Below are 24463 nucleotides of genomic sequence, written 5' to 3'. Positions count from 1 at the left end.
GACTCCCATCAAGCTTTTAATCGTCCACTGCATCGAGGAATTCGTCTACCACGGGCATCTCACCCAATCGTGACGGAATGTTTAACCCAAAGTGCAGATAAGCGTGACGCGTCACCACCCGCCCCCTTGGCGTACGCATGATGTAGCCCTGCTGAATCAGGTACGGCTCAAGAACATCCTCAATGGTGTGCCGCTCTTCACTGATGGCCGCAGCCAGGCTGTCAACGCCCACCGGGCCGCCGTCGAATTTCTCGATCATGGTCAAGAGTAGACGTCGATCCTGGTGATCGAAACCATGCTCGTCCACGTCCAGCAAGTTCAGCGCCAAGTCAGCCACTGCCTTGGTGATATGCCCCTTGGCCCGCACTTCAGCAAAATCGCGCACACGACGCAGCAATCGGTTGGCGATCCGTGGCGTGCCACGTGCACGACGCGCAATCTCAAACGCGCCTTCCGGGTCCAGGGGCAAGCCAAGTATGCTCGCCGAACGGCTGACGATGGTCGCCAGATCCGCCGTGCTATAGAACTCAAGACGTTGAACAATGCCGAAACGGTCTCGCAATGGGTTGGTGAGCATGCCCGCACGAGTCGTCGCCCCCACCAGGGTGAACGGTGGCAGGTCGAGCTTGATCGAGCGCGCCGCCGGACCTTCGCCGATCATGATGTCGAGCTGAAAGTCCTCCATCGCCGGGTACAGCACTTCCTCAACGATGGGCGACAACCGGTGAATCTCGTCGATAAACAGTACGTCGTGAGGTTCAAGGTTGGTGAGCAGCGCCGCAAGATCACCCGGACGCTCCAACACCGGGCCGGAGGTGGATTTGATCGACACCCCCATTTCCTGCGCAATGATATTGGCCAGGGTGGTTTTACCCAGCCCCGGTGGACCGAAAATCAATGTGTGATCCAGGGATTCACTGCGCCCGCGCGCGGCCTGGATAAACAACTCCATTTGCTCACGCACGGTGGGCTGGCCGATGTAGTCGGCCAGGCTCAGGGGGCGGATGGCCCGGTCCTGAACTTCTTCACGGTCGCGCGGGCCAGTGGCCGCAATCAGACGATCAGCTTCAATCACTTAAATCATTCCCTTCAGGGCTCGGCGGATCATGTCTTCGCTGCTCAGGTTCTTGTCTTTAATAGCCGACACCGCCTTGCTTGCCTCCTGCGGCTTATAGCCCAGAGAGATAAGCGCGCTGACCGCATCGCTTTCGGCGCTCGCTACTTGGCTCGCCGGCATATCCGGTTGGTTCGGCACCAGGGCGAACATGCTCGGCACAACCTCCCAGGCCTTGAAGCGGTCTTTGAGCTCGACCAACAGGCGCTCGGCGGTTTTCTTGCCCACACCCGGTACCTTGGTCAAAGCCGAGGTGTCCTGGGCCGAAACGGCACGCACCAACTCGTCTACTTCCAGGCTCGACATCAAGGCCAGCGCCAGTTTCGGCCCTACGCCATTGAGGCGAATCAGTTCGCGAAAAAAGTCTCGGTCACGCTTGCCGATGAAACCATAGAGTAATTGCGCGTCTTCGCGCACCACCAAATGGGTGTGCAGCGTTATCGGCTCACCGACCGACGGTAGGCGATAGAGTGTGGTCATGGGCACTTCGAGTTCATACCCCAACCCGTTTACATCCAGAATCAGATGCGGCGGCTGTTTCTCAGCCAGGGTGCCGCGCAAGCGTCCAATCACGGTTCAAATCCTTAAAGCGTGGGGGTCAGATCGAGGCCTGACCGCAAATTTCGATTGCGCTGATGCTATCAGAGACGCAGCCGCCCGCCACGACTGCGTGCTGTGCCCAACCCGTGGGGCAGCAGGCTGGAACGAGTGTGTGCATGGCAAATGGCAATAGCCAGGGCGTCAGAGGCATCAATCTGCGGTTTTGAGGTGAGCTTGAGCATGTGCATGACCATCATCTGAACCTGCTCTTTATTAGCGGCGCCGGTGCCGACCACGGCCTGCTTGACCTGAGTAGCAGTGTATTCCGCGATTTCCAGGCTCTCTTCGGCGCCGGCGACGATGGCAGCGCCACGGGCCTGGCCGAGCTTCAACGCCGAGTCAGCGTTTTTTGCCATGAATACCTTTTCGATGCCCATGGTCACCGGCCCGTAGGTCTGGATCACTTCGCGCACGCCGCGATAAACAATCTGCAGGCGCTCGGCTAACTCGCCCGCGCCGGTGCGGATGCAGCCCGAGGCGACATAGACGCAGCCGCGCGGGGTGTGTTGCACCACACCAAAGCCGGTGATGCGCGAACCGGGGTCGATACCTAGGATTAAAGTCATAACGCCTGCAGGTTGGATAAACACATTTTTTGATACACCGTAGTTCCAATGTGGGAGGGGGCTTGCTCCCGATAGCAGTGTGTCAGTCAGCTTATGTCTAACTGGACGACCGCCATCGGGAGCAAGCCCCCTCCCACATTTGGATCTACGTCATTCCTCAGCCTAGCTGTTCGGCCACGGATTCCGGAATATCGGCGTTGGAATACACGTTTTGCACATCATCCAGGTCTTCCAGCATATCCAGCAGCTTCAGCACCTTCTGCGCGCCATCCAAGTCCAACTCGGCGCTGGTGGTCGGCAGCATCACGATTTCCGCGTCGGTGCCTTTGAAACCAGCAGCTTCTAGGGCGTTGCGCACGGCATAGAAGCTGGCAAACGAGGTGAATACATCGATGGAACCGTCTTCGTTGGTCACCACGTCGTCGGCATCCGCTTCCATCGCGGCTTCCATCAGCGCATCTTCATCCGTGCCAGGCGCAAAGGAAATCTGGCCCTTGCGCTCGAACAGATAGGCCACCGAACCGTCAGTCCCGAGGTTGCCGCCACACTTGCTGAATGCGTGACGCACAGCTGCGGCAGTGCGGTTGCGGTTATCGGTCATGCACTCGACCATCACCGCCACGCCGCCTGGGCCATAGCCTTCGTAGGTCAGCTCAACCATGTCGTCGGTATCGGCAGCGCCGGCACCACGGGCCACAGCGCGGTCGATAATGTCGCGGCTCATGTTGGCGCCGAGCGCTTTGTCCAGTGCCAGGCGCAGACGCGGGTTGGAGCCCGGATCACCACCGCCTTGACGGGCAGCGACGGTCAGCTCGCGAATCCACTTGGTGAAAATCTTGCCTTTCTTGGCATCCTGACGCTCTTTGCGGTGCTTGATGTTCGCCCACTTGGAATGGCCAGCCATAACACAACTCCGAAATTCTCTAGAAACCTTGATCAACCCCGCCCCAGGCGGGATACAGCTCTTTAACGCAAAGGCGCATCCGAAGATGCGCCTTTTTGACTGCGTAAAACCCTATAGCGCTTTCACGCAGCAGCCTTACTCAGCCTTTGGCGTCTCGCGCAGACGGATGTGCAGTTCGCGCAACGCCTTGGCATCCACCACACCCGGAGCCTGGGTCATGACGTCCGCAGCACTCTGGGTTTTCGGGAAGGCGATCACTTCACGGATCGACTGGGCACCGGTCATCAGCATCACCAGACGGTCGAGACCGAACGCCAGGCCACCGTGAGGCGGCGCGCCGTACTTCAGGGCGTCGAGAAGGAAGCCGAACTTCTCTTCCTGCTCCGCTTCGTTGATGCCCAACAGGCGGAATACCGCTTGTTGCATCTCTTTGCGATGGATACGGATCGAACCGCCACCCAGTTCGGTGCCGTTGAGCACCATGTCGTAGGCACGGGACAGTGCGCCAGCCGGGTTGGCTTCCAATTCCTCAGGCGAGCACTTCGGCGCGGTGAACGGATGGTGCAAGGCGCTGAAGCTGCCGTCGTCGTTCTCTTCGAACATTGGGAAGTCGACAACCCACATCGGTGCCCACTTGCAGGTCAGCAGGTCCAGGTCGTGGCCCAGCTTGATGCGCAGCGCGCCCAAGGCTTCGCTGACGATCTTGGCTTTGTCTGCACCGAAGAACACGATGTCGCCGTCGACCGCGCCAACGCGATCCAGAATCGCGTTGAGGTTGTCCAGCGGAATGTTTTTCACGATCGGCGATTGCAGACCGTCAACACCGTTGGCGCGCTCGTTGACCTTGATGTACGCCAGGCCCTTGGCACCGTAGATGCCGACAAACTTGGTGTAGTCGTCGATCTGCTTGCGCGGCATGCTCGCGCCGCCAGGCACGCGCAGGGCCGCGATGCGGCATTTAGGGTCGTTGGCCGGGCCGCTGAAAACTTTGAAATCAACTTCTTTCAGTTGGTCGGCAACGTCCACCAGTTCCAACGGGTTACGCAAGTCTGGCTTGTCGGAGCCGTAGCGGCGCATGGCTTCTTCGAAGGTCATGTGCGGGAATTCGCCGAACTCCAGGTCCAGCACTTCCTTGAACAGGTTGCGGATCATCTGCTCGGTCAGGCCCATGATCTCTTTTTCATCGAGGAAACTGGTCTCGATGTCGATCTGGGTGAATTCCGGCTGGCGGTCGGCGCGCAGGTCTTCGTCGCGGAAGCACTTGGCGATCTGGTAGTAACGGTCGAAGCCGGCCACCATCAGCAGTTGCTTGAACAACTGCGGCGATTGCGGCAGAGCGAAGAACGAACCGGCGTGGGTACGGCTAGGCACCAGGTAGTCACGCGCGCCTTCCGGGGTGGCCCGGGTAAGGATCGGCGTTTCTACGTCAAGGAAGCCGTTTTCGTCGAGGAAGCGGCGGATGCTGGTGGTCATGCGCGAACGCAGACGCAGCTTTTCGGCCATTTCCGGACGACGCAGGTCGAGGAAGCGGTAGCGCAGGCGGGTTTCTTCGCCGACGTCGGAATATTCATTCAGTGGAAACGGCGGAGTTTCCGACTCGTTCAGCACTTCCAGCTCATAACCCAGCACTTCGATCGCACCGGACGCCATGTTCGCGTTCACGGCACCGGCCGGACGCAGGCGAACCTTGCCGGTGATCTTCACGACATATTCGCTGCGCACACGGTCAGCGGCGGCGAAGCTCTCGGCGCGGTCCGGGTCAAATACCACTTGGGCCAGACCATCACGATCACGGATATCGAGGAAGATCACCCCGCCGTGGTCGCGGCGACGGTGAACCCATCCGCAAAGGGTAATTTCCTGACCTTCCAGGGTCTCGTTCAGTTGGCCGCAATAGTGGCTGCGCATCATGGTCGTGGTTTCACTTCTCGTAATTCGAAATTCGGTGGAGGCTTGCCTCGTCACCGCACAGTTAAGCAGGGGACGGATAATGCAGTAGCCTGCGCGTGGAGTTCAACTCAGTCTGCTTTGTCGCCGCCGGCCAGATTCTTCTTCGAGCCGGTCTTGAAATCGGTCTCGTACCAGCCGCTGCCGCTCAGGCGGAAGCCTGGCATGGACAACATCTTCTTGAGCTCGGGTGCCTGGCAGGCCGGGCAATCGACCAACGGCGCGGCGCTGATCTTCTGGATGGCTTCCAACTGATGTCCACAGGAAGCACATTGATAGTCGTACATGGGCATGGCGATGTCTCGGCGATCGATCGTTACTGTGCCGCGCCCGCTCTTGGAGTAGAGCAGAGGGAGAAAGCCCCGGCAGCAGCAAAGCGCGAGATTATATCTGGTAAATCGAGGCAGCGCAGCCGGCTTTCTGCCCGGAGCCTGGTCCACTTCGACGGCGGACCGGCCCCAAAGCCGACCGATCACTCAGGGTTTGGCGAGGCAACACGGCCTTTTAATAGATGAACCACGCACACAACCCTGACCAAGCCACTGAAGTTCTTCACACCTCCATACCGCAAGTGCACTTCCCGATCGACATAGGACAGCAGCGCACTGACAGAGCAGGCATTGATCCTGGCTATTTCCGTGAGGATGTTCCAATAGATCTGCTCGAGCCGCAGACAAGTGGAAAACCCATTGAGCCGTACCGATCGGGACATTGGCTTGGCCAGCCCCATATCGAACCCCTTGGCGAAGGGGTCGACGTTTATCTTATGAAAACCACCGGTTTCCATTACTCCAATATCCACTCCACGTGACATACACCTGACACTCCATTGCCAAACAGCAGCCCACGGGTCCTCCCATTGGGCAGTGACCCTATAAAACAGCAGGACGAGGCAGGCAGCCAGAAGACGGGACGTTGAAAGGCGTAGGACAACGCTAGGAAATGCATGGAAACAAGCAAGTGGCGCCGCGATGGCGCCACTCCGGGTCAACGACTACTGATTTTCGAGCAGGGAGCGCAGCATCCACGCGGTTTTCTCGTGAACCTGCATACGCTGAGTCAACAAGTCTGCAGTCGGCTCATCGCTGACTTTATCAAGCAGCGGGAAAATACCCCGCGCGGTCCGTGTGACAGCTTCCTGGCCCGCCACCAACTGCTTGATCATCTCTTCTGCGCTGGGTACGCCCTCTTCTTCCTTGATGGAAGACAGACGGGCATAGATCGAATAGGCGCCCGGCGCCGGAAAACCCAGGGCACGGATACGCTCGGCAATAGAGTCAACCGCCAGCGCCAGCTCGTTGTACTGCTCCTCGAACATCAAGTGCAGCGTCCGAAACATGGGGCCCGTGACGTTCCAATGGAAGTTGTGGGTCTTCAGGTACAGTACATAGGTATCGGAAAGCAGTCGTGAAAGCCCATCGACGATGGATTTACGATCTTCTTCACTGATACCGATATCGATTGCCATGTTTATCCCCTTCAATTGACAAGCATTCATTGATCAGGTGCAGGACCACTGTAGCAAGAGTGCTGCTGACGCGCAGCCCGCCAAGGACACGGTGCGGCAAATGGTCCTGCGCTTTACGCCCTCTTCGGCGGCAACCAAGCCCTTTGAGCTACGCAGGAAAATTCCCGCCAACCGCCCAAAAAACACTGGCACCTGTCTAGGACCAGCGTTTCACGCAGAAATGCCCCGCACCCTGCAAAGCACGAAAATGCTTGATTTGAGTAGGCACAGCCTTTGCTGTTAAATAGGCAGCGTGTCGCCGCCGTTTTTTCACGGCGAGCGGCATAGGCTGATACCCGTGCACGTGCCCAACGCCTCCCATTGTTCAGAAGCGAACCGTGCCAGTCAGCTCTTCCTTGTGATCCGTCTTAACGTGAGTTAATCAAAATGTTGAAAATCGTCCACCTGCTAACGGGCGTTGCAGCGTTGCTGCTGTCCTTTATCCCGAGCCTGCAGCCTGAAAGCCTGCCCTACCTGCAACAACATGACGCTTTGTACCTGGCCTTGTTCGGCCTTCTTAACCTGACGCTCGCCCCAGTAATCCCTTACTGGAACAAAGGCACGCGCCATCAACTGCAAAACCTGGTCAGCGCGCTGCTGGTACTGACCGTTGTCGTACAAACCCTCACCCTCCTGGCACCCATGCCTGAAGTCGGCGGCCATCCGGCCATCCTGCTCAGCCTGGTAATTGCTGTGGTCGCCATCGCTCTTCACCTGGCTATCAGCTTCTACCGCTCGTCCCCCGCGGCCGCGTCGCAAAACTACGACATGACCAATCGGGATACCGGTACCGTCAAGTGGTTCAACACATCCAAAGGCTTCGGCTTTATTTCCCGTGATTCGGGCGACGATATCTTCGTCCACTTCCGGGCCATTCGCGGCGAAGGCCATCGTGTTCTGGTTGAAGGCCAGCGCGTGGAGTTTTCCGTGATGAATCGCGACAAAGGCCTACAAGCCGAAGACGTGATCGCTGCATTGCCGCGTCGCTGATTCCAGCCGTCGCAGCAAAAAAAACCGCGATCCAGCCTGGCTGGGTCGCGGTTTTTTTATTGCCTGTCGATCAGTAGTGAGGCGGCGGCGCTTCTTCTTCGGATGACTCGAATTGCCCGCCCATTTCTTCCTGGCGCTTAAGCAGTGCGGTCATCTGCAACTGCAGCCGTTCGACGGCCCGCTGCTGGGTGACCAGGATGTCATTCAGGGTTTCGATGGTGTCGTCCTGGAAGGCCAGGCGGCTTTCCAGTTCAGTGACGCGGTCTTGCAGATCCATGGTTCAGCCCTGGGTAAAGATAAAGTCGGCGGGCAGCAGCTCGCGCAGACGCGAACGAATGGCGACCAGTTGCTCTTCAGTGTACGGCTGGGCCGGATGCTTGCCCCACACTGGAGCAGGCCAGGCAGCGTCATCACGCTTGCGTACGATCACATGCACATGCAATTGGCTGACGACGTTGCCCAGCGCGCCAATGTTCATCTTGTCGGCGGCCAACCCTTCATTCAGCCACTGCGCCAAGGCCGTGGTCTCTTGCCACAGGGTATGTTGATCTGCGACATCCAGCTGAAACACTTCGCTGATACCGTTGATACGCGGCACCAGGATGAACCAGGGGTAGTTCGAATCATTGGACAGCAGCAGGCGGCACAGCGGGAAGTCCCCGATGACCAGTGTGTCTTGTTGCAAACGTTGATCTAAGGCGAACACCACGGGCACTCCGTTCGGCAGGTCAGTTTCAGGCGCCAGCATACCTTTGAACGCGCCAGGCTTCACGGCGAATGGCAGCAACGTAACGCAAACCGATAAAAACCTGCACTCTTAAGAGGCAGGCAAATATTTGAGCTACGCTAATCCGGGCCTTTCAAGGGCGCACCAAAATGACCCACTTGTGCATCAAAGGGATCCGCCGACTACCCACTTGTAGGGTGAACCGGTAACGTTTTTCTCTGGCACAGTGTTTTAGTACCACCGAACAGGCGTAACCCATGCACGTCAAGCCCAAACACAACGGCGTAAAAACCCCGTACATATGAGGTTTTTACACGCCCACCATGCTTTTCACGAAAAAATGACATTCGGTTACCGGTTTGGGCGCGCTTGTTGCATTCACACTCACATCGTCGGCAACGACACCCGTTTGGAAGCAGGTGTTTCGCGATAAAAGAACAGCAGCGTTTCGATGCGCCCCACGGAAGGTTTCAAACTTCGAAAGAGGTCTGAAAACAGCATTGAAGTTGTCAGTCCCGTAACATTCAGGACTGTGAATTTGCGACATGGAGCTAGCAATTTACGACAGCCTCGTAAAGAAGCTGAAAGGAAAGTTTGGTAAGTATCGTCATTAGAGTCTGCGTGATATAACTTTGCGCCGACACAAAAAAGAAAGAGCCGCCCAGATAAAAATACAGGTGGGACGGCAGTACTCTTCCGAAAACCAAAGGAGCAAATCACGATGCGCGTGATGAAGTGGAGCATGATCGCCCTGGCTGTTTCTGCAGGCACCTCGCAGTTCGCAATCGCGTCCTCTCAGGACGACGCAAAGGGCTTTATCGAAGATAGCACCCTGACCGCGAAAACCCGTGCAATGTACATGAACCGTGACTACAAGGACGGCGTGGGTAACGTGCGTCGTGGTAACGGTACCTACACCACCGGCACCGACGACAAAGTCAGCGGCTACCGTCAAGACACCGGTATCAGCGAGTTGCTCACCTACCAATCCGGCTTCACCCAAGGCACCGTCGGCTTCGGCGTCGATGCCATGGCCATGGGCAGCTATAAGCTTGATGGCGGTGCGGGCCGTGCCGGTAACGGTCTGTTCGCAACCAATGGCGCTGGCGAGCCAGAATCCACTCAGTCCAAAGTGGCTGGGGCAGCGAAACTCCGCATCTCCGACACCGTGCTGAAATATGGCAACCAGTTCGTATCCAGCCCGGTTTTCACTACCGACGACGGCCGTCTGCTGCCTGAAGTCGCCACCGGCACCTTGATCACCAGCAACGAGATCAAAGGTCTGGAATTGACCGCTGGCCGCTTCACCGCACTGAGCGCGCAAACCGGCATGGGCCGTGACAGCATCAACGGTCGCAGCCGTGTTACCGGCAAGCAAAACCCAGGGCTGAGTGCAGCGAATATCGCTGGCTTTACCTACTCGGGCCTTGAGAACTTCATTTTCGCGTTCCACGCCTCCGATGTTGAAGACTACTGGAAGAAGCAGTACGTCAACGTCTTCTACACCCTGCCGCTGAGCGACAAGCAATCGTTGAGTTTCGACTTCAACGGCTACCGCAGCAAGGACGACGGCAAAAAGCTGAACGGCGACCTGGACAACCGCGTCTGGAGCCTGGCAGCTGCGTATAGCATCGACGCACACAAGTTCACCCTGGCTTACCAGCAGTCCTCTGGTAAAACCGGTTACAACTACGGTGTCGACGGTGGCGGTACCGTTTACCTGGCCAACTCCGTGCAAATCTCCGACTTCGTTGGCGAAGACGAGAAGTCCTGGCAGGCTCGCTACGACCTGAACATGGCCTCGTTCGGCGTGCCAGGTCTGAGCTTCATGACCCGTTACACTCGCGGTAGCAACGTTACCGTTGCAGATTCCAGCGATGGTAAAGAGCACGAGTGGGACGTGGAAGCCAAGTACGTACTGCAAGAAGGCCCGGCCAAAGGTCTGTCCTTCCGCGTTCGTAACGCAATCTACAGCGGCACCAACAGCGATTACCGCGCGACCAACTACGACAACCTGGTCGACACCCGTGTGATCGTAGAATACCCACTGAGCATCTTGTAATTTCAGTGGTCAGCTGATTGCGCTAACGCGTAACGCTAATAAAAACCGGCGCCCTTAATCAGGTCGCCGGTTTTTTTATGACCTACAAAAAGCGCTTCAATTTTACATAGCAAGCTAACTAAGAAACCTACGCTTACTAGTTATGTTACTCGGCGTCGATTAAAACTTGATAGTTGCCAAAGGGGGAGTGACAAAAAACAAGGGGCATGAAGCCCCTTGTCTTTAACAGCAATAGCTGACCAAGCGGCCAAGTTAATAAAGCAACTGATTACACAGCCGCTTCCTGAACCACACGAATAACCCGTTGCGGAAACGGAATATCAATCCCCGCCGCCTTTAATCGATCACGCGCCAGTTCATTGAGCATGAAGACTACATCCCAATAATCCGGGGTTTTGGTCCAGCAACGCAGGGAAACCGTGATAGAGCTATCGCCCAAGGTCGAGACCACCGCAACCGCTGCAGGATCAGTCAGTACACGGGGATCTTTTGACAGTTCCAGAAGCACGTCACGGGCTTTTTGCAGGTCGGCGTCATAATCCACGCCCACATCAAACACCACCTTGCGGGTCGGCTGACGGTTGGTGTTGGTGATGATGCCGTTGGACAGGATGCCGTTAGGTACGATCACGGTCTTGTTGTCGCCAGTGCGCAGCACGGTGTGGAAGATCTGGATGCTGTCGACAGTGCCCGAGGTGCCCTGCGCTTCGATCCAGTCACCAATGCGAAATGGGCGAAACAACAGAATCAACACACCACCAGCAAAGTTTGCGAGGCTGCCCTGCAATGCCAGGCCAATGGCCAGGGTCGCGGCACCGATGGCCGCCACGAACGAGGTAGTCGCCACGCCGATCATCGAGGCCACGCTGACAATCAGCATGACCTTCAGCGCAATGTTCGCCAGGCTGGTGATGAAGTGTTGCAGTGCCAGGTCCGCGTTACGCAGAGCCAGCAAGCGACCTACACGGTGGGTCAATACGTTGATCAGCCACCAGCCAATGGCCAGGGTGATCACTGCCAGTAGTACTCGGCTGCCGTATTCCATGATCATCGGGATCCACGACTGTGAGGTCTTGATCAGGTGATCCACTTCAGCATTGAAATCCATCTATCGTCTCCTGTTTGGCGGATGTGCGGCTTTATTGACGGCCTAAAAACGCAAATGAGCCCCGTAGGGCTCAAGTGCAGGCACAGGTTATGGGGCGTGGGACGTCAAAATCGCCCGCTGGTTCCCCAAAATGCCATCAGTCGCGGAAGTTATTGAACTGCAGCGGCATGTCGAAGGTTTTGGCGCGCAGGGCAGCGATGGCCTCTTGCAGGTCATCACGTTTCTTGCCGGTGACGCGAACCTGCTCACCTTGGATGGCCGCCTGGACTTTCAGCTTGGCGTCCTTGATATGGGCGACGATCTTCTTCGCCAGCTCCTTGTCGATGCCTTCCTTTAACACTGCTTCCTGCTTCATCAGCTTGCCGGAAGCGTAGGCGTCCTTGATTTCAAGGCACTGTGCATCGATCTTGCGCTTGACCAACGACAGCTTGAGGATCTCGATCATCGCTTCCAGCTGGAAATCGGCTTCAGCGGTCAGGTTGACGGTCAGTTCCTTTTCCTTGAACTCGAAGCTGCCCTTGCCCTTCAGGTCATAGCGACGGTCCAGCTCCTTGACGGCGTTCTCGACGGCGTTGGTGACTTCGTGTTTGTCCAGTTCAGATACCACGTCGAACGAAGGCATGTGATTTCTCCAATATAAGGGGCGGGTTCAGTAGAGATGGAGCGCGCCCGAGCTAAAATGCCGGGGCATTATAGCGGTTCTTTCGCCCCGTTCACCGCAGGCGACCCTACGGAGCACAAACTGATGTCGACCACCTGGCATATTCTCGGCGCCGGCAGCCTGGGCACACTCTGGGCCACGCGCTTGGCTCGCGCCGGCCTGCCCGTGAGGATGATTCTGCGCGATAAGGCGCGCCTTGCCAGCTATCAGGCCGGTAAGGGGCTGACGTTGGTCGAACACGGTATAGAAAAGACTTATCCGGTGATTGGCGAAACGCCTGACAACCCCGAGCCGATTCATCGCCTGCTGGTTGCGTGCAAAGCCTACGACGCCCAGAGCGCCGTCGCACATTTGCAGCATCGCCTGTCGCCACACGCCGAGCTGGTCCTTTTGCAAAACGGCCTTGGCAGCCAGGACGCAGTGGTTGCTCAGTTCCCCCAAGCACGCTGCATCTTCGCCTCCAGCACCGAAGGCGCGTTTCGCGACGGCGATTGGCGCGTGGTGTTTGCAGGCCACGGCTACACCTGGCTGGGGGATGCAGCCCACCCTGCCCCACCGCTGTGGCTGAACGACCTTCACGCCGCCGGGATCCCCCACGAATGGAGCACCGACATTCTGACCCGGCTATGGCGCAAGCTCGCGCTCAATTGCGCGATCAACCCGCTGACCGTGCTTTACCAGTGCCGCAACGGCGAACTGCAAACCCATCAATGTGAAGTGGCAACCCTGTGCGCTGAACTCGGTGAACTGCTGGAATGTTGCGGCCAACCCGACGCCGCGCTGGACCTGCAACACGAAGTAGAACGGGTGATCCACGCCACAGCCGCTAACTACTCCTCCATGTACCAGGACGTCGCCAACGCCCGCCGCACCGAAATCAGTTACCTGTTGGGCTATGCTTGCCAGGCGGCCGCACGCCACCAATTGAACCTGCCGCATTTGCAGCAGTTGCAGGTGCGTTTGATTGATCAGTTAGTTGCACGCGGATTGCCCCGCGACTGAACCACGCGCTACCCTGCCCGCCTGTCTATCACCTGGGATAACCCTGATGCCGCTGCGCCAGCGCCTCGAAAATCTACCGGTTGGGCAGAAACTGCTGGCCGCCCTGTTGGTGTTGTTGACCACCGTATTGCTGGTGGCCAACCTGACCTTTATCAGCGCTGCGTACTGGATTTCCCAGGAAAGCATGGCACCTCAGGCGTTGCAGGCCATCGGTCGCCTGGTATCCAACCCGGGCCTCGCCGCCGAAGCGCTCGAATCCCCCGCCCAAGCCGATGCCCTGCTCAGTGAGCTGACCAGCTATTCGCCATTACGCGCCGCTGCCCTGTATGACGGCGAAGGCAACCGCCTGGCGCAGATGCAACACGGTGATCGCCTGCACTTGCCGGACAACTATCGGCATATCGAGGCGTGGCGTGTTACCGAGTTTCGCAGTAACCAGATCATCACCCTGCCCCGGGCAGGCCAGCCTTCCGGGCATTTGCTGCTGGTGGCCAGCAGCGAACTGCCGGTGGCCTTCTACACCGGCACGCTGACGGCCAGCCTGGGTATCCTGATTTTCAGTGTGCTGCTATGGCTGATCATCGCCCGGCAGATCAAGCGCCTGATTACACGGCCGATCCACGAATTGGAAGAACTGTCGCGCCAAGTAACCCGCGAAGAGAACTACGCCCTGCGCGCCGGCCGCGGCAACCGCGATGAAATCGGCAGCCTGGCCGAAGCCTTCAACACCATGCTGTCGCGTATCGAAGCTCGCGAACAGCAGCTCAAGCGCGCACGGGACGACTCCCAGGCCGCTTACGACCAAGCCCAAGGCCTGGCCGAAGAAACACGCCATACCAACCGAAAGTTGGAGCTGGAAGTCCAGGTTCGCAGCAAGATCGAGAAAAAACTCACCGGTTTTCAAAACTACCTGAACAGCATCATCGACTCGATGCCCTCGGCGTTGATCGCCCTGGACGAACAACTCTACGTCACCCAGTGGAACCAGGAGGCCAGCGCGCTTTCCGGTACGCGTCTGGATGAAGCGCTGAATCAGCCGATCTACCTCGCTTTTCAACCGCTCAAGCCGTACCTGCCGCAGATCAAGGCTACGGTGGAGCAGCACACGGTAGAACGCATCGAGCGTGTCACCTGGATCAAGGATGATGAACCCAAGCATTACGCCCTGACCTTCTACCCGCTGATGGGCGGTGCCGGGCGGGGCGTGGTGATCCGTATCGACGACATCACTCAGCGTCTGTCCCTGGAAGAAATGATGGTGCAGTCGGAAAAAATGCTCTCGGTCGGTGGGCTTGCCGCCGGTATGGCTCACGAGATCAACAATCCGCTGGGGGCGATCCTGCATAACGTGCAGAACATCCGGCGCCGGCTGTCGTCCGACCTACCCAAAAACCTGGAATTCGCCGAGCAGGCAGGTATCGAACTGGAAAAGATCAACCGCTACCTGGAAGGCCGTGAGGTGCCACAATTGCTGGATGGCATCCAGCAAGCCGGTGCGCGAGCGGCCAAGATCGTCACTCACATGCTCAGCTTCAGCCGCCGCAGTAATCGGCAGATGGCGCCTTGCGACCTGCCGGCGCTGATCGACCAGGCCGTGGAAATTGCCGGTAACGACTTCGATCTGGCCATCGGTTTCGACTTCAAGGGCCAGGCGATCATTCGTCAGTTCGACCCCCAATTGGGCCCGGTGCCCGGCACTGCCAACGAGCTGGAACAAGTACTGCTCAACCTGTTGAAAAACGCAGCCCAGGCCATTCATCTGCGTGAAGACGATCGCGAACCGGGGCGCATCATCCTGCGCACACGTCTTAACCCGCCGTGGGCAGAGATTCAGGTGGAAGACAACGGTATCGGCATGAGTGAGAACGTACGTAAACGCACTTTTGAGCCGTTCTTCACCACCAAAGAGATCGGCCAGGGCACTGGGCTTGGGCTTTCGGTTTCGTACTTCATCGTCACCAACAACCACAAAGGGCAGATGGAGGTGCATTCCACCCTCGGTCAAGGCACCTGTTTTACCCTGCGCTTACCCTTGGCGGGCAGCCAACTGCCGCCCAATGAACTGACCCAACTGGAGCACTGACCATGGGCTTTCGCCTGTCGAAGATTTACACCCGTACTGGAGACACAGGCGAAACCGGCCTCGGCGACGGTCGCCGTGTACCCAAGGACCACCCGCGAGTTGAGGCCATCGGCGAAGTCGATTCGCTGAACAGCCAACTGGGATTATTACTGGCGGGCCTGGAAGAGCAGAGTGGCAAGCATCCGGAACTCAAAGATGTGATCGAGGTACTGACCCCATGCCAACATCGATTATTCGACCTCGGCGGTGAGCTGGCGATGCCGGTGTACAAGGCGCTGAACGCAGCGGAAGTGGATCGGCTGGAGGCCGCGATTGATCGCTGGAATGAAGAGGTCGGGCCGCTGGAAAACTTCATCCTGCCCGGTGGCTCGGCGTTGATCGCCCAGGCCCATGTGTGTCGCAGCCTGGCGCGCAGTGCGGAGCGGCGCTGTCAGCACCTCAACGCGGTGGAGCCGTTAGAGGGAGTGGGGTTGGCGTATATCAATCGGCTGTCGGATTTGCTGTTTGTGGCGGCGCGGGTGATTGCCAGGCGCCAGGGGATTGCGGAGATTTTGTGGCAGGCGGCGGCTAAGCCACACTGATCATGATTCGCTGACTCGCAGGGCCTGATCGGGGGCAAGTCGAATCGTCGCACCCGATGAGGCCCGCCAGAGCAGCTTCAAACTTGTGGCCAGAACGCCCTGATACCCGCCACACCCTGAGCCCCAGCTTCCCAAGCCTGTTCCCGATCAGCAGGTCCAACCCCACCCAACAGAAACACCGGTTTGCTGAACCCACGGATCAACTCTGCCGCCTGCTCCCAACCCAAAGGCTGGGCATCAGGGTGGGTCTGGGTCGGCTGCACCGGCGACAGCGTGACAAAATCCACGTCCATCATTTCTGCCAGCGCCAGTTCTTCAGCGTTGTGGCAGGAAGCAGCCAACCAACGGTCTTTCGGCAGCGGCCGGCCCTTGCTCGCGTATTTGCGCAGTTGCGCCGAGGTCATGTGCCAGCCGGCGGCAGGAAAATCCCCCAGCCATTCAAACGGTCCTTTAAGCATCAACTGCGCCTTGCCAGCGCACAGACCCACCGCATCTACCGCGAGGTCGCGGTATTTGGGGTCGTAACCGTTCGGCGCACGCAGTTGGACCAGCTTGATGCCGCCCGCGACAGCCTTCTGAATCCCGCGTAACAGCGTCGGGGTTTCGAGTTCGCCGGGGGTGATCAGGTAATCGGCAGGCAAGCGCGCGGCGGCAACGATTGGAGCGTTAGCGGCCGGGAACTCGTAGTTGAGCAAATCCCGAGGCGCCACCCATTCCAGGGGTTGCCCTTCGACACCGTGGGGCTCGCCGGTAAAAGCCGAGACTTCCCAGACATCCAGCAAGACCTGCTTGTCCGGGTAGTCATGCTGCACCTTGATCAACGGCCGAGCCGTGGCGACCTGGATACCCAGTTCTTCCTGTAATTCACGGGACAGGGCCGTGGCGACCGACTCACCGGCCTCCACCTTGCCACCGGGAAACTCCCAGAGACCGCCCTGATGCTGGGTATCCGCGCGGCGCGCCAGCAGGATCCTGCCGTCGACACCGCGGATCACCGCTGCTGCTACATGCACTCGTTTCACCGCGGTTATCCTCTTCTATCAGGTACGGTATTCCGCGTTGATCTTCACGTACTCGTGGGACAGGTCGGTGGTCCAGATGGTTTCGCTGCAATCGCCGCGGCCCAACTCGATGCGGATGGTGATTTCTTCCTGCTGCATCACCGCCGAGCCCTGTGCTTCGGTATAGCTCTCGGCACGGGCGCCACGGCTGGCGATGCACACGTCACCGAGGAACACGTCGATCTTGCTCACGTCCAGATCCGGCACACCAGCACGGCCAACGGCGGCGAGGATGCGGCCCCAGTTGGGGTCGGAGGCGAACAGTGCCGTCTTGATCAGCGGCGAGTGGGCCACGGTGTAGCCGACATCCAGGCATTCCTGGTGATTGCCGCCGCCGTTGACTTCAACCGTCACGAACTTGGTGGCGCCTTCGCCGTCACGCACGATGGCCTGGGCCACGTCCATGCACACTTCGAACACAGCCTGCTTCAATGCCGCGAACAGCGGGCCGCTGGCCTCGGTAATTTCCGGCAGATCAGCTTTGCCGGTAGCGATCAGCATGCAGCAATCGTTGGTCGAGGTATCGCCATCGATGGTAATGCGGTTGAACGACTTGTTGGCGCCGTCGAGGATCAGGCTGTGCAGCACGTCGCGGGAAACTTTGGCGTCGGTAGCAATGTAGCCGAGCATGGTTGCCATGTTCGGGCGGATCATGCCCGCGCCTTTACTGATACCGGTCACGGTGACGGTCACACCGTCGTGCACGAACTGACGGCTCGCGCCTTTCGGCAAAGTGTCCGTGGTCATGATGCCAGTGGCGGCGGCCGCCCAGTTATCCACAGACAGGTCGTCCAACGCGGCCTGCAAGGCGCCTTCGATTTTCTCAACCGGCAGCGGCTCGCCGATGACACCGGTGGAGTAAGGCAACACTTGGCTGGCATCCACGCCAGTCAACTGGGCCAGCTTGGCGCAGGTACGCGCAGCAGCGACCAGACCAGGCTCACCGGTGCCAGCGTTGGCATTGCCAGTGTTAGTCAGCAGGTAACGGATGGAGCCGGCAACGCGCTGCTTGGCCAGGATCACCGGAGCGGCACAGAAGGCGTTGAGGGTGAACACACCGGCGACGGTCGAACCTTCGGCACAGCGCATCACCACCACATCCTTGCGCCCCGGGCGCTTGATGCCGGCCGACGCGATACCGAGCTCAAAACCGGCAACCGGGTGCAATGTGGGCAAAGGACCAAGACCAACAGCCATGAACGCGCTCCTTAAAAAATAGATGATGTCTGTGCCGTCGTGATCGACGGTGAAATTAATGGCAAAACGCCGCGACGGCAGAGGCCGGTCGCGGCGCTAGGTATTGCAGCGTCAGGCGAAAATCTTATTCGATCTGGCCGTGGCAGTGTTTGAATTTCTTGCCCGAACCGCAGTAGCACAGTTCGTTGCGGCCCAGCTTCTGGTCACTGCGAACCGGCGCCTGAGCCAAGGCCAAATCGACCTCTTCGCCCAACACCTCAGGCGCTTCCAGACCAGGCGCTTCGTCGTGCTGGAACTGCATGCGCGCAGCCAGTGCCTCGGCTTCCTGACGCAGGCGAGCTTCTTCCTCGATCGGGTCTTCGCGGCGCACCTGAACATGGGACAGCACGCGAATCGAATCGCGCTTGATCGAATCCAGCAACTCGGAGAACAGCGTGAACGACTCGCGCTTGTACTCTTGCTTCGGGTTCTTCTGGGCGTAACCACGCAGGTGGATGCCGTGACGCAGGTGGTCCATGGTCGACAGGTGGTCTTTCCACAGGTCGTCCAGCACGCGCAGTACGATTTGTTTCTCGAAGGTGCGCAGTGCTTCGGCACTCGCCTGCTCTTCTTTCTCGTTGTACGCGGCCAGCAGCTCGGCCATCAGCTTCTCGCGCAGCGTCTCTTCGTACAGGTGATCGTCTTCGTCGAGCCATTGCTGGACCGGCAAGTCGACACCGAAGTCGCTCTTCAACGCGGCTTCCAGACCAGCAACATCCCACTGCTCTGGCAGGGACTGTGGCGGGATGTGTGCACTGACGGTCGCGTTGAGCACGTCCTGACGGAAATCGGCGATGGTCTCGCCAATGTTGTCAGCGGCCAGCAACGTGTTACGCATGTGATAAATCACTTTACGCTGTTCGTTGTTGACGTCGTCGAACTCAAGCAGTTGCTTACGAATATCGAAGTTACGGCCTTCAACCTTGCGCTGGGCCTTCTCGATGGCGTTGGTCACCATACGGTGCTCGATCGCTTCACCGGACTGCATACCCAAGGCTTTCATGAAGTTCTTCACCCGATCCGAGGCGAAGATGCGCATCAGGCTGTCTTCCAGAGACAGGTAGAAGCGGCTGGAACCGGCGTCACCCTGACGGCCGGCACGACCACGCAGTTGGTTGTCGATACGGCGCGATTCGTGACGCTCGGACGCGATCACCTGCAAACCACCGGATTCGAGCACGGCCTGGTGGCGCTTCTGCCAGTCAGCCTTGATCTGGGCGATCTGCTCAGGGGTAGGGTTGTCCAGGGAGGCGACTTCCACTTCCCAGTTACCGCCCAACAGGATGTCAGTACCACGACCGGCCATGTTGGTGGCGATGGTCAATGCGCCTGGGCGACCGGCCTGGGCAATGATCTCAGCTTCTTTTTCGTGGAACTTGGCGTTAAGAACCTTGTGCTCGATACCTTCCTTGTTGAGCAGGTTAGACACGTGCTCGGAAGTCTCGATGGTGGCGGTACCCACCAGAATCGGGCGGCCCTGGGCCATGCCGTCCTTGATGTCGTTGATGATCGCCGCGTACTTCTCTTCGGCGGTCAGGAACACCAGGTCATTGAAATCTTTACGCGCCAGCGGCTTGTTCGGTGGGATCACCATCACGGCCAGGTTGTAGATCTGGTGGAATTCGAACGCTTCGGTGTCCGCAGTACCGGTCATGCCGGACAGTTTGTTATACAGACGGAAGTAGTTCTGGAAGGTGGTGGAGGCCAACGTCTGGCTTTCGGCCTGAATGTTGAGCATTTCCTTGGCTTCGATGGCCTGGTGCAGGCCTTCGGACAGACGACGACCCGGCATGGTACGGCCGGTGTGTTCGTCAACCAATACCACTTGGCCATCTTGCACGATGTATTCGACGTTGCGATGGAACAGCTTGTGGGCGCGCAGGCCCGCATACACGTGGGTCAACAGGCCCAGGTTGTGCGCCGAGTACAGGCTCTCGCCCTCAGCCAGCAGGCCGATCTGGGTCAGCATGTCTTCGACGAACTGGTGACCGGCTTCGTTGAGTTCGACCTGGCGGGTCTTCTCGTCGATGGAGAAGTGACCTTCTTTGGTCACAACGCCTTCCACTTCTTCGATGTGCTGCTCCAGACGCGGGATCAACTTGTTGATCTCGGTGTACAGGCGCGAGCTGTCTTCGGCCTGGCCGGAGATGATCAGTGGGGTACGGGCTTCGTCGATGAGAATGGAGTCGACTTCGTCGATCACGGCAAAGTTGAGTTCACGCTGGAATTTTTCATCCATGCTGAACGCCATGTTGTCGCGCAGGTAGTCGAAACCGAATTCGTTGTTGGTGCCGTAGGTAATGTCGCACGCGTAAGCAGCGCGCTTCTCTTCCGGCGGCTGGAACGGCGTTACTACGCCGACGGTCAGGCCGAGATATTCATACAGCGGGCGCATCCAGTTGGCGTCCCGGCGAGCCAGGTAGTCGTTCACTGTCACAACGTGCACGCCCTTGCCGGACAGTGCGTTGAGGTAAACACCCAGAGTAGCTACCAGGGTCTTGCCTTCACCGGTACGCATTTCGGCAATCATGCCTTCATGCAAGGTCATGCCGCCGATCAACTGGACGTCGAAGTGGCGCATGCCCATGACACGCTTACCGGCTTCACGGGCAACCGCAAAGGCTTCGGGAAGCAGCTTGTCGAGGGTTTCACCTTTGGCTATGCGGGCCTTGAACTCTTGGGTCTTGGCGCGCAATTGCTCGTCCGACAGGGCAACCATCTGCTCTTCGAAGGCATTGACCAGCTGCACCGTCTTGAGCATGCGTTTGACTTCGCGCTCATTCTTGCTTCCAAAAAGTTTCTTTAACAAAGGCGCAAACATATCGGCAGGTTCTTCCACACATAGGGATGGAGGGCGCACCGTGAGTGGCCCGAGCAGCCCTCACGGCCGCATGCGAACGCGCATTCTACCCGGAATCGTGGGTGAGGAAAGTGGCGTTGTTCCCCGATGCTGGCATGGTGCTGTGAGAGGGCTTGTTTAAAATAAGGGCTTTTGCGCGAACTTCAACCCATGGAGCCGATTGATTTCCTGGGAAACCGCCCGGCAATGCATTGTCAGGGGCCGCGCAGACGCATTCTGCTAAGATGGCCGCTCTGTTACTTAAGGTGTCCAATCATGGCATTTCGCCCTCTTACAGCCCGCGCGCCCAGCGTGTTGCTTCGCGAAGCCAAGCCGCTGAAAGCCATCTTTGGCCATGCACAACGCTTGGGCCATTTGCAACGCCTGCTCGAAAGCCAACTACAACCCGCCGCCCGCGAGCATTGCCACGTGGCGTCGTGGCGTGAAGGTAATTTGCTATTGATTGTCACCGACGGTCATTGGGCGACCCGTTTGCGCTATCAGCAAAAACGCCTGCAGGGTCAATTGATGGCATTCGATGAGTTCGCCAGCTTGACGCGTATCCAGTTCAAGGTACAGCCACCGACCGTGCAGCAAGGCGCAGTCGGACACACTCTGGACCTGTCGGAGCATGCGGCCGAGACGATTCAGGCCACGGCCGACGGCATCAACGATCCAGGCTTGCGCGCCGCGCTTGAGCGCTTGGCCGCCCATGGCAAGCCCAAGGCCTGAGGCACTACTTGCGCTTACTGCCGCCCAGCAAAGACCCCAACAAACCACGCACCAATTGACGCCCCATCTGGTTGGCCGCCTGCTGCATCGCTGACTTCAGCGCCTTGCCTGCGGTTGTTCCAAGGAACGCCCCAGCTTTGTCCGTGAAGCTGGGCTCCTCGGCGCCCTGCCGGGGCTCTTCGTTAGGCCCAAGCTCCTTGCGCGCCATCAACACTTCATAGGCGGACTCCCGATCAATCGGCTTGTCATAGCGACCCTGCAACGGTGAAGTGGCCACCAATGCGGCACGCTCTGCCGCACTGAGCGGCCCGATGCGCGATTGCGGCGGCGCGACCAATACGCGCTGAACGACCTCCGGCGTGCCTTTTTCCTGCAGCGTACCCACCAATGCCTCACCGGTGCCCAGCTCAGTCAAAACCGATAACGCATCGAATGTCGGGTTGGGGCGGAAGCCGTCCGCTACCGCCCGCAAGGATTTCTGCTCTTTCGTGGTGAACGCCCGCAGGCCGTGCTGCACCCGTAAACCGAGTTGCGCCAGCACGGTATCCGGCAAGTCGCCCGGCGATTGAGTGACGAAATACACCCCCACCCCCTTGGAACGAATCAGCCGCACCACTTGCTCCAAGCGATCTTGCAAAGCCTTGGGAGTGTCGGCAAACAAGAGATGCGCTTCGTCGAAGAACAGCGCCAGCAGCGGTTTGTCCGCATCACCGCGCTCCGGAAGTTGTTCGAACAATTCTGCCAACAGCCACAACAGGAAGGTCGCATACACCTTCGGCGCTTCATGCACCAGGCGGCTAGCGTCCAACAAGTGAATACGTCCGCGCCCATCGCCTGTGGGCTGCAAGATGTCTTCAAGCTGCAAGGCCGGCTCACCAAACAACGCCTCGGCACCCTGCTGTTCCAAGACAGCCAAGCGCCGCAACAGCGCCTGACTGGAGCCTGTGGTCATCAGCGCCGCGTCTTCGCCAAGCAGTTCCGGGTGGTAGCGAAGGTGATTGAGAAGTGCCTTGAGATCCTTGAGATCCAGCAGCAATAGGCCTTCGCGATCCGCCACCTTGAATGCGGCGTAAAGGGCCGACTGCTGGCTGTCAGTCAGCTCCAACAAACTGCCAAGCAACAACGGCCCCATCTCACTGATGGTGGTACGCAACGGATGACCGGACTGCCCGTGGATATCCCACAGCGTGACGGGGTAAGCCTTGGCCGTGTAATTAAGGAAAGGCATCCCGGCAATACGCTCGGCAACCTTGCCCTGAGGGTTGGCGGCGGCACCCAGGCCACAGAGGTCGCCTTTGATATCAGCCGCAAATACCGCGACGCCCGCATCACTGAAGGCTTCGGCCAGGCGTTGCAACGTGACGGTCTTGCCTGTGCCCGTGGCGCCTGCGATCAACCCGTGGCGGTTGGCAAGGCGCATGGCCTGGGCAATTGGCTGGCCATCAAGACCGGCACCGATAAGAAGTTGTGTGGAGTCAGGCATTTCGTCACCCATGGTTAATCTTTAGTGCCGCCAGGTCGATAAGAGAGATGTGAGACCCATAAAGTCTAAAAATCGCTCAGATATCTCCTACAGGGACCAACGGAAATATCAAACTTTTTTTACGCTACCCTTCCGCGTGTTCCACAAGGACGCGCTTTGGATATTAAGACCTTAGCGGACCCTTCAAGCTATGAATAAAAATCTGCGTTTCAGCCACAAGATCCTGCTTGCAGCCTCCCTTATCGTCATCGCGGCCTTCGCTCTATTCACCCTCTACAACGACTACCTGCAACGTAACGCCATTCGTGAAGACCTCAACAGCTACCTGCACGAAATGGGCGATGTCACCGCAAGCAACATTCAAACCTGGCTCACCGGGCGTATTGCGCTGGTGGAAAACGCTGCACAAAACATCGCTATCAACCCTGAGCCTTCGACCGTTGCCAGCCTGCTGGAACAGAAAACCCTGACGTCGTCCTTCATGGCAACCTACGTTGGTGACAGCAAAGGGGCCTTCACCATCCGCCCCGACACCAAGATGCCGGATGGCTTCGACCCACGTGTTCGCCCCTGGTACAAGGGCGCCCAGAGCAGCAACGGCTCGACCCTGACCGAGCCGTATATCGACGCCGCTACAGGTCAATTGATCATTTCCATTGCCACCCCCAGCGCCAAAGGCGGCCAGAGCATTGGCGTGGTAGGCGGCGACCTGAGCCTGCAAACCCTGGTGGATAACATTGGCGCGCTGAACTTCGGTGGCATGGGCTACGCGTTCCTGGTCAGCGCCGACGGCAAAGTGCTGGTACACCCGGACAAAAGCCTGGTGATGAAAACCCTGGCCGACATGTATCCAAAAAGCACGCCGAAGATCAGCGGCGACTTCAGTGAAGTTCAAGCCAATGGCAAGGACAACATCGTGACCTTCACACCGATCAAAGGCCTGCCGTCGGTGAACTGGTACCTGGGTATTTCGGTGGATAAAGACAAATCCTTCGCCATGCTCAGCGAATTTCGCACCTCAGCGGTGATCGCCACGATCATTGCCGTAGTGATCATCATTGCCCTGCTGGGCATGCTGATTCGCGTCCTGCTGCAACCGCTGCATGTGATGACCCGCGCCATGCAGGACATCGCCGACGGCGAAGGTGACCTGACGCGTCGCCTGACCATCCAGAACCACGATGAGTTCGGCATCCTGGGTAATGCGTTCAACAGCTTCGTGGAGCGTATTCACACGTCCATCCGCGAAGTGTCCTCGGC

The 24463-nt window shown here is 58.4% G+C and carries 22 protein-coding genes and 1 pseudogene; 7 read left to right on the top strand and 16 right to left on the bottom strand.

Annotated elements, in window-relative coordinates:
- Positions 1–16: 16 nt before the first annotated feature.
- The 8 genes from ruvB to AB4N82_RS15870 form a co-directional block, all read right to left on the bottom strand.
- Positions 17–1075 carry a Holliday junction branch migration DNA helicase RuvB gene (ruvB, locus tag AB4N82_RS15905; protein ID WP_003175801.1) on the bottom strand — a complete coding sequence of 353 codons (1059 nt, stop codon included), beginning with the start codon at positions 1073–1075 and terminating at the stop codon, positions 17–19.
- The gene (gene ruvA / locus AB4N82_RS15900; protein WP_071489393.1) at positions 1076–1687 is read right to left on the bottom strand and encodes a Holliday junction branch migration protein RuvA; all 612 of its coding nucleotides are present in this window, start codon (positions 1685–1687) and stop codon (positions 1076–1078) included.
- A gap of 68 nt (positions 1688–1755) precedes the next feature.
- Positions 1756–2280 carry a crossover junction endodeoxyribonuclease RuvC gene (gene ruvC, locus AB4N82_RS15895; protein ID WP_032890913.1) on the bottom strand — a complete coding sequence of 175 codons (525 nt, stop codon included), beginning with the start codon at positions 2278–2280 and terminating at the stop codon, positions 1756–1758.
- A 157-nt stretch (positions 2281–2437) separates the two neighbouring features.
- Complete coding sequence (locus AB4N82_RS15890; RefSeq protein ID WP_032890912.1) at positions 2438–3184, bottom strand: YebC/PmpR family DNA-binding transcriptional regulator; 747 nt, start codon at positions 3182–3184, stop codon at positions 2438–2440.
- 135 nt (positions 3185–3319) lie between these two features.
- A complete protein-coding gene (gene aspS, locus AB4N82_RS15885) occupies positions 3320–5095 on the bottom strand; it encodes an aspartate--tRNA ligase (RefSeq protein WP_032890910.1) in 1776 nt (591 codons plus the stop codon).
- Positions 5096–5202: 107 nt separating this feature from the next.
- Positions 5203–5424, bottom strand: coding sequence for an FmdB family zinc ribbon protein (locus AB4N82_RS15880; RefSeq protein WP_010208103.1), 222 nt, complete (start codon positions 5422–5424; stop codon positions 5203–5205).
- Between the two features lie 179 nt (positions 5425–5603).
- Positions 5604–5945 (bottom strand): ribbon-helix-helix domain-containing protein, encoded by a 342-nt coding sequence (locus tag AB4N82_RS15875; RefSeq protein ID WP_095185763.1) that lies wholly within the window; start codon positions 5943–5945, stop codon positions 5604–5606.
- 180 nt (positions 5946–6125) lie between these two features.
- A complete protein-coding gene (locus AB4N82_RS15870) occupies positions 6126–6599 on the bottom strand; it encodes a Dps family protein (protein ID WP_003193874.1) in 474 nt (157 codons plus the stop codon).
- Positions 6600–7025: 426 nt separating this feature from the next.
- Between AB4N82_RS15870 and AB4N82_RS15865 the strand changes: the two genes are divergently transcribed.
- Positions 7026–7628 (top strand): cold-shock protein, encoded by a 603-nt coding sequence (locus tag AB4N82_RS15865; RefSeq protein WP_032890906.1) that lies wholly within the window; start codon positions 7026–7028, stop codon positions 7626–7628.
- A gap of 70 nt (positions 7629–7698) precedes the next feature.
- Here the strand turns inward: AB4N82_RS15865 and AB4N82_RS15860 are convergent, their stop codons facing one another.
- On the bottom strand, positions 7699–7905 hold the full coding sequence (locus AB4N82_RS15860; protein WP_032890904.1) for a SlyX family protein: 207 nt from the start codon (positions 7903–7905) through the stop codon (positions 7699–7701).
- A gap of 3 nt (positions 7906–7908) precedes the next feature.
- Positions 7909–8334: an HIT domain-containing protein gene (locus AB4N82_RS15855; RefSeq protein ID WP_032890903.1), complete on the bottom strand. Its 426-nt coding sequence runs from the start codon at positions 8332–8334 to the stop codon at positions 7909–7911.
- 742 nt (positions 8335–9076) lie between these two features.
- On the opposite strand from AB4N82_RS15855, the gene AB4N82_RS15850 reads away from it, so the two are divergent.
- On the top strand, positions 9077–10417 hold the full coding sequence (locus AB4N82_RS15850) for an OprD family porin (RefSeq protein WP_032890901.1): 1341 nt from the start codon (positions 9077–9079) through the stop codon (positions 10415–10417).
- Positions 10418–10685: 268 nt separating this feature from the next.
- Here the strand turns inward: AB4N82_RS15850 and AB4N82_RS15845 are convergent, their stop codons facing one another.
- Positions 10686–11525, bottom strand: coding sequence for a mechanosensitive ion channel family protein (locus tag AB4N82_RS15845; RefSeq protein WP_032890899.1), 840 nt, complete (start codon positions 11523–11525; stop codon positions 10686–10688).
- A 136-nt stretch (positions 11526–11661) separates the two neighbouring features.
- On the bottom strand, positions 11662–12147 hold the full coding sequence (locus AB4N82_RS15840; RefSeq protein WP_003175814.1) for a YajQ family cyclic di-GMP-binding protein: 486 nt from the start codon (positions 12145–12147) through the stop codon (positions 11662–11664).
- 123 nt (positions 12148–12270) lie between these two features.
- On the opposite strand from AB4N82_RS15840, the gene AB4N82_RS15835 reads away from it, so the two are divergent.
- Genes AB4N82_RS15835 through AB4N82_RS15825 form a run of 3 tightly spaced genes read left to right on the top strand, consistent with a single transcriptional unit; the run spans position 12271 to position 15852 of the window.
- Positions 12271–13188, top strand: a complete 918-nt coding sequence (locus AB4N82_RS15835; RefSeq protein WP_032890897.1) for a putative 2-dehydropantoate 2-reductase — start codon at positions 12271–12273, stop codon at positions 13186–13188.
- A gap of 46 nt (positions 13189–13234) precedes the next feature.
- Positions 13235–15271, top strand: coding sequence for a sensor histidine kinase (locus AB4N82_RS15830; protein WP_032890895.1), 2037 nt, complete (start codon positions 13235–13237; stop codon positions 15269–15271).
- Between the two features lie 2 nt (positions 15272–15273).
- Positions 15274–15852 (top strand): cob(I)yrinic acid a,c-diamide adenosyltransferase, encoded by a 579-nt coding sequence (locus AB4N82_RS15825; RefSeq protein WP_095185765.1) that lies wholly within the window; start codon positions 15274–15276, stop codon positions 15850–15852.
- Between the two features lie 77 nt (positions 15853–15929).
- Here the strand turns inward: AB4N82_RS15825 and AB4N82_RS15820 are convergent, their stop codons facing one another.
- The 3 genes from AB4N82_RS15820 to secA form a co-directional block, all read right to left on the bottom strand.
- The gene (locus tag AB4N82_RS15820; RefSeq protein ID WP_032890892.1) at positions 15930–16874 is read right to left on the bottom strand and encodes a Nudix family hydrolase; all 945 of its coding nucleotides are present in this window, start codon (positions 16872–16874) and stop codon (positions 15930–15932) included.
- 18 nt (positions 16875–16892) lie between these two features.
- The gene (gene argJ, locus AB4N82_RS15815) at positions 16893–18110 is read right to left on the bottom strand and encodes a bifunctional glutamate N-acetyltransferase/amino-acid acetyltransferase ArgJ (protein WP_032890890.1); all 1218 of its coding nucleotides are present in this window, start codon (positions 18108–18110) and stop codon (positions 16893–16895) included.
- 124 nt (positions 18111–18234) lie between these two features.
- The gene (secA, locus tag AB4N82_RS15810) at positions 18235–20970 is read right to left on the bottom strand and encodes a preprotein translocase subunit SecA (protein ID WP_122763798.1); all 2736 of its coding nucleotides are present in this window, start codon (positions 20968–20970) and stop codon (positions 18235–18237) included.
- Between the two features lie 294 nt (positions 20971–21264).
- On the opposite strand from secA, the gene AB4N82_RS15805 reads away from it, so the two are divergent.
- Positions 21265–21720 carry a DUF721 domain-containing protein gene (locus AB4N82_RS15805; RefSeq protein ID WP_460102158.1) on the top strand — a complete coding sequence of 152 codons (456 nt, stop codon included), beginning with the start codon at positions 21265–21267 and terminating at the stop codon, positions 21718–21720.
- Positions 21721–21724: 4 nt separating this feature from the next.
- On the opposite strand, the gene AB4N82_RS15800 is transcribed toward AB4N82_RS15805, so the two are convergent.
- Positions 21725–23203 carry a helicase HerA-like domain-containing protein gene (locus tag AB4N82_RS15800; RefSeq protein WP_032891084.1) on the bottom strand — a complete coding sequence of 493 codons (1479 nt, stop codon included), beginning with the start codon at positions 23201–23203 and terminating at the stop codon, positions 21725–21727.
- A 190-nt stretch (positions 23204–23393) separates the two neighbouring features.
- Between AB4N82_RS15800 and AB4N82_RS15795 the strand changes: the two are divergent.
- A pseudogene (locus AB4N82_RS15795) lies at positions 23394–24425 on the top strand (HAMP domain-containing protein); the annotation flags it as partial.
- Positions 24426–24463: the final 38 nt, after the last annotated feature.

It is taken from the genome of Pseudomonas sp. H1_D04 (assembly GCF_054683855.1).
The sequence above is the reverse complement of the archived record's forward strand: the minus strand, read 5'-3'. Positions and strand labels throughout refer to the sequence as shown.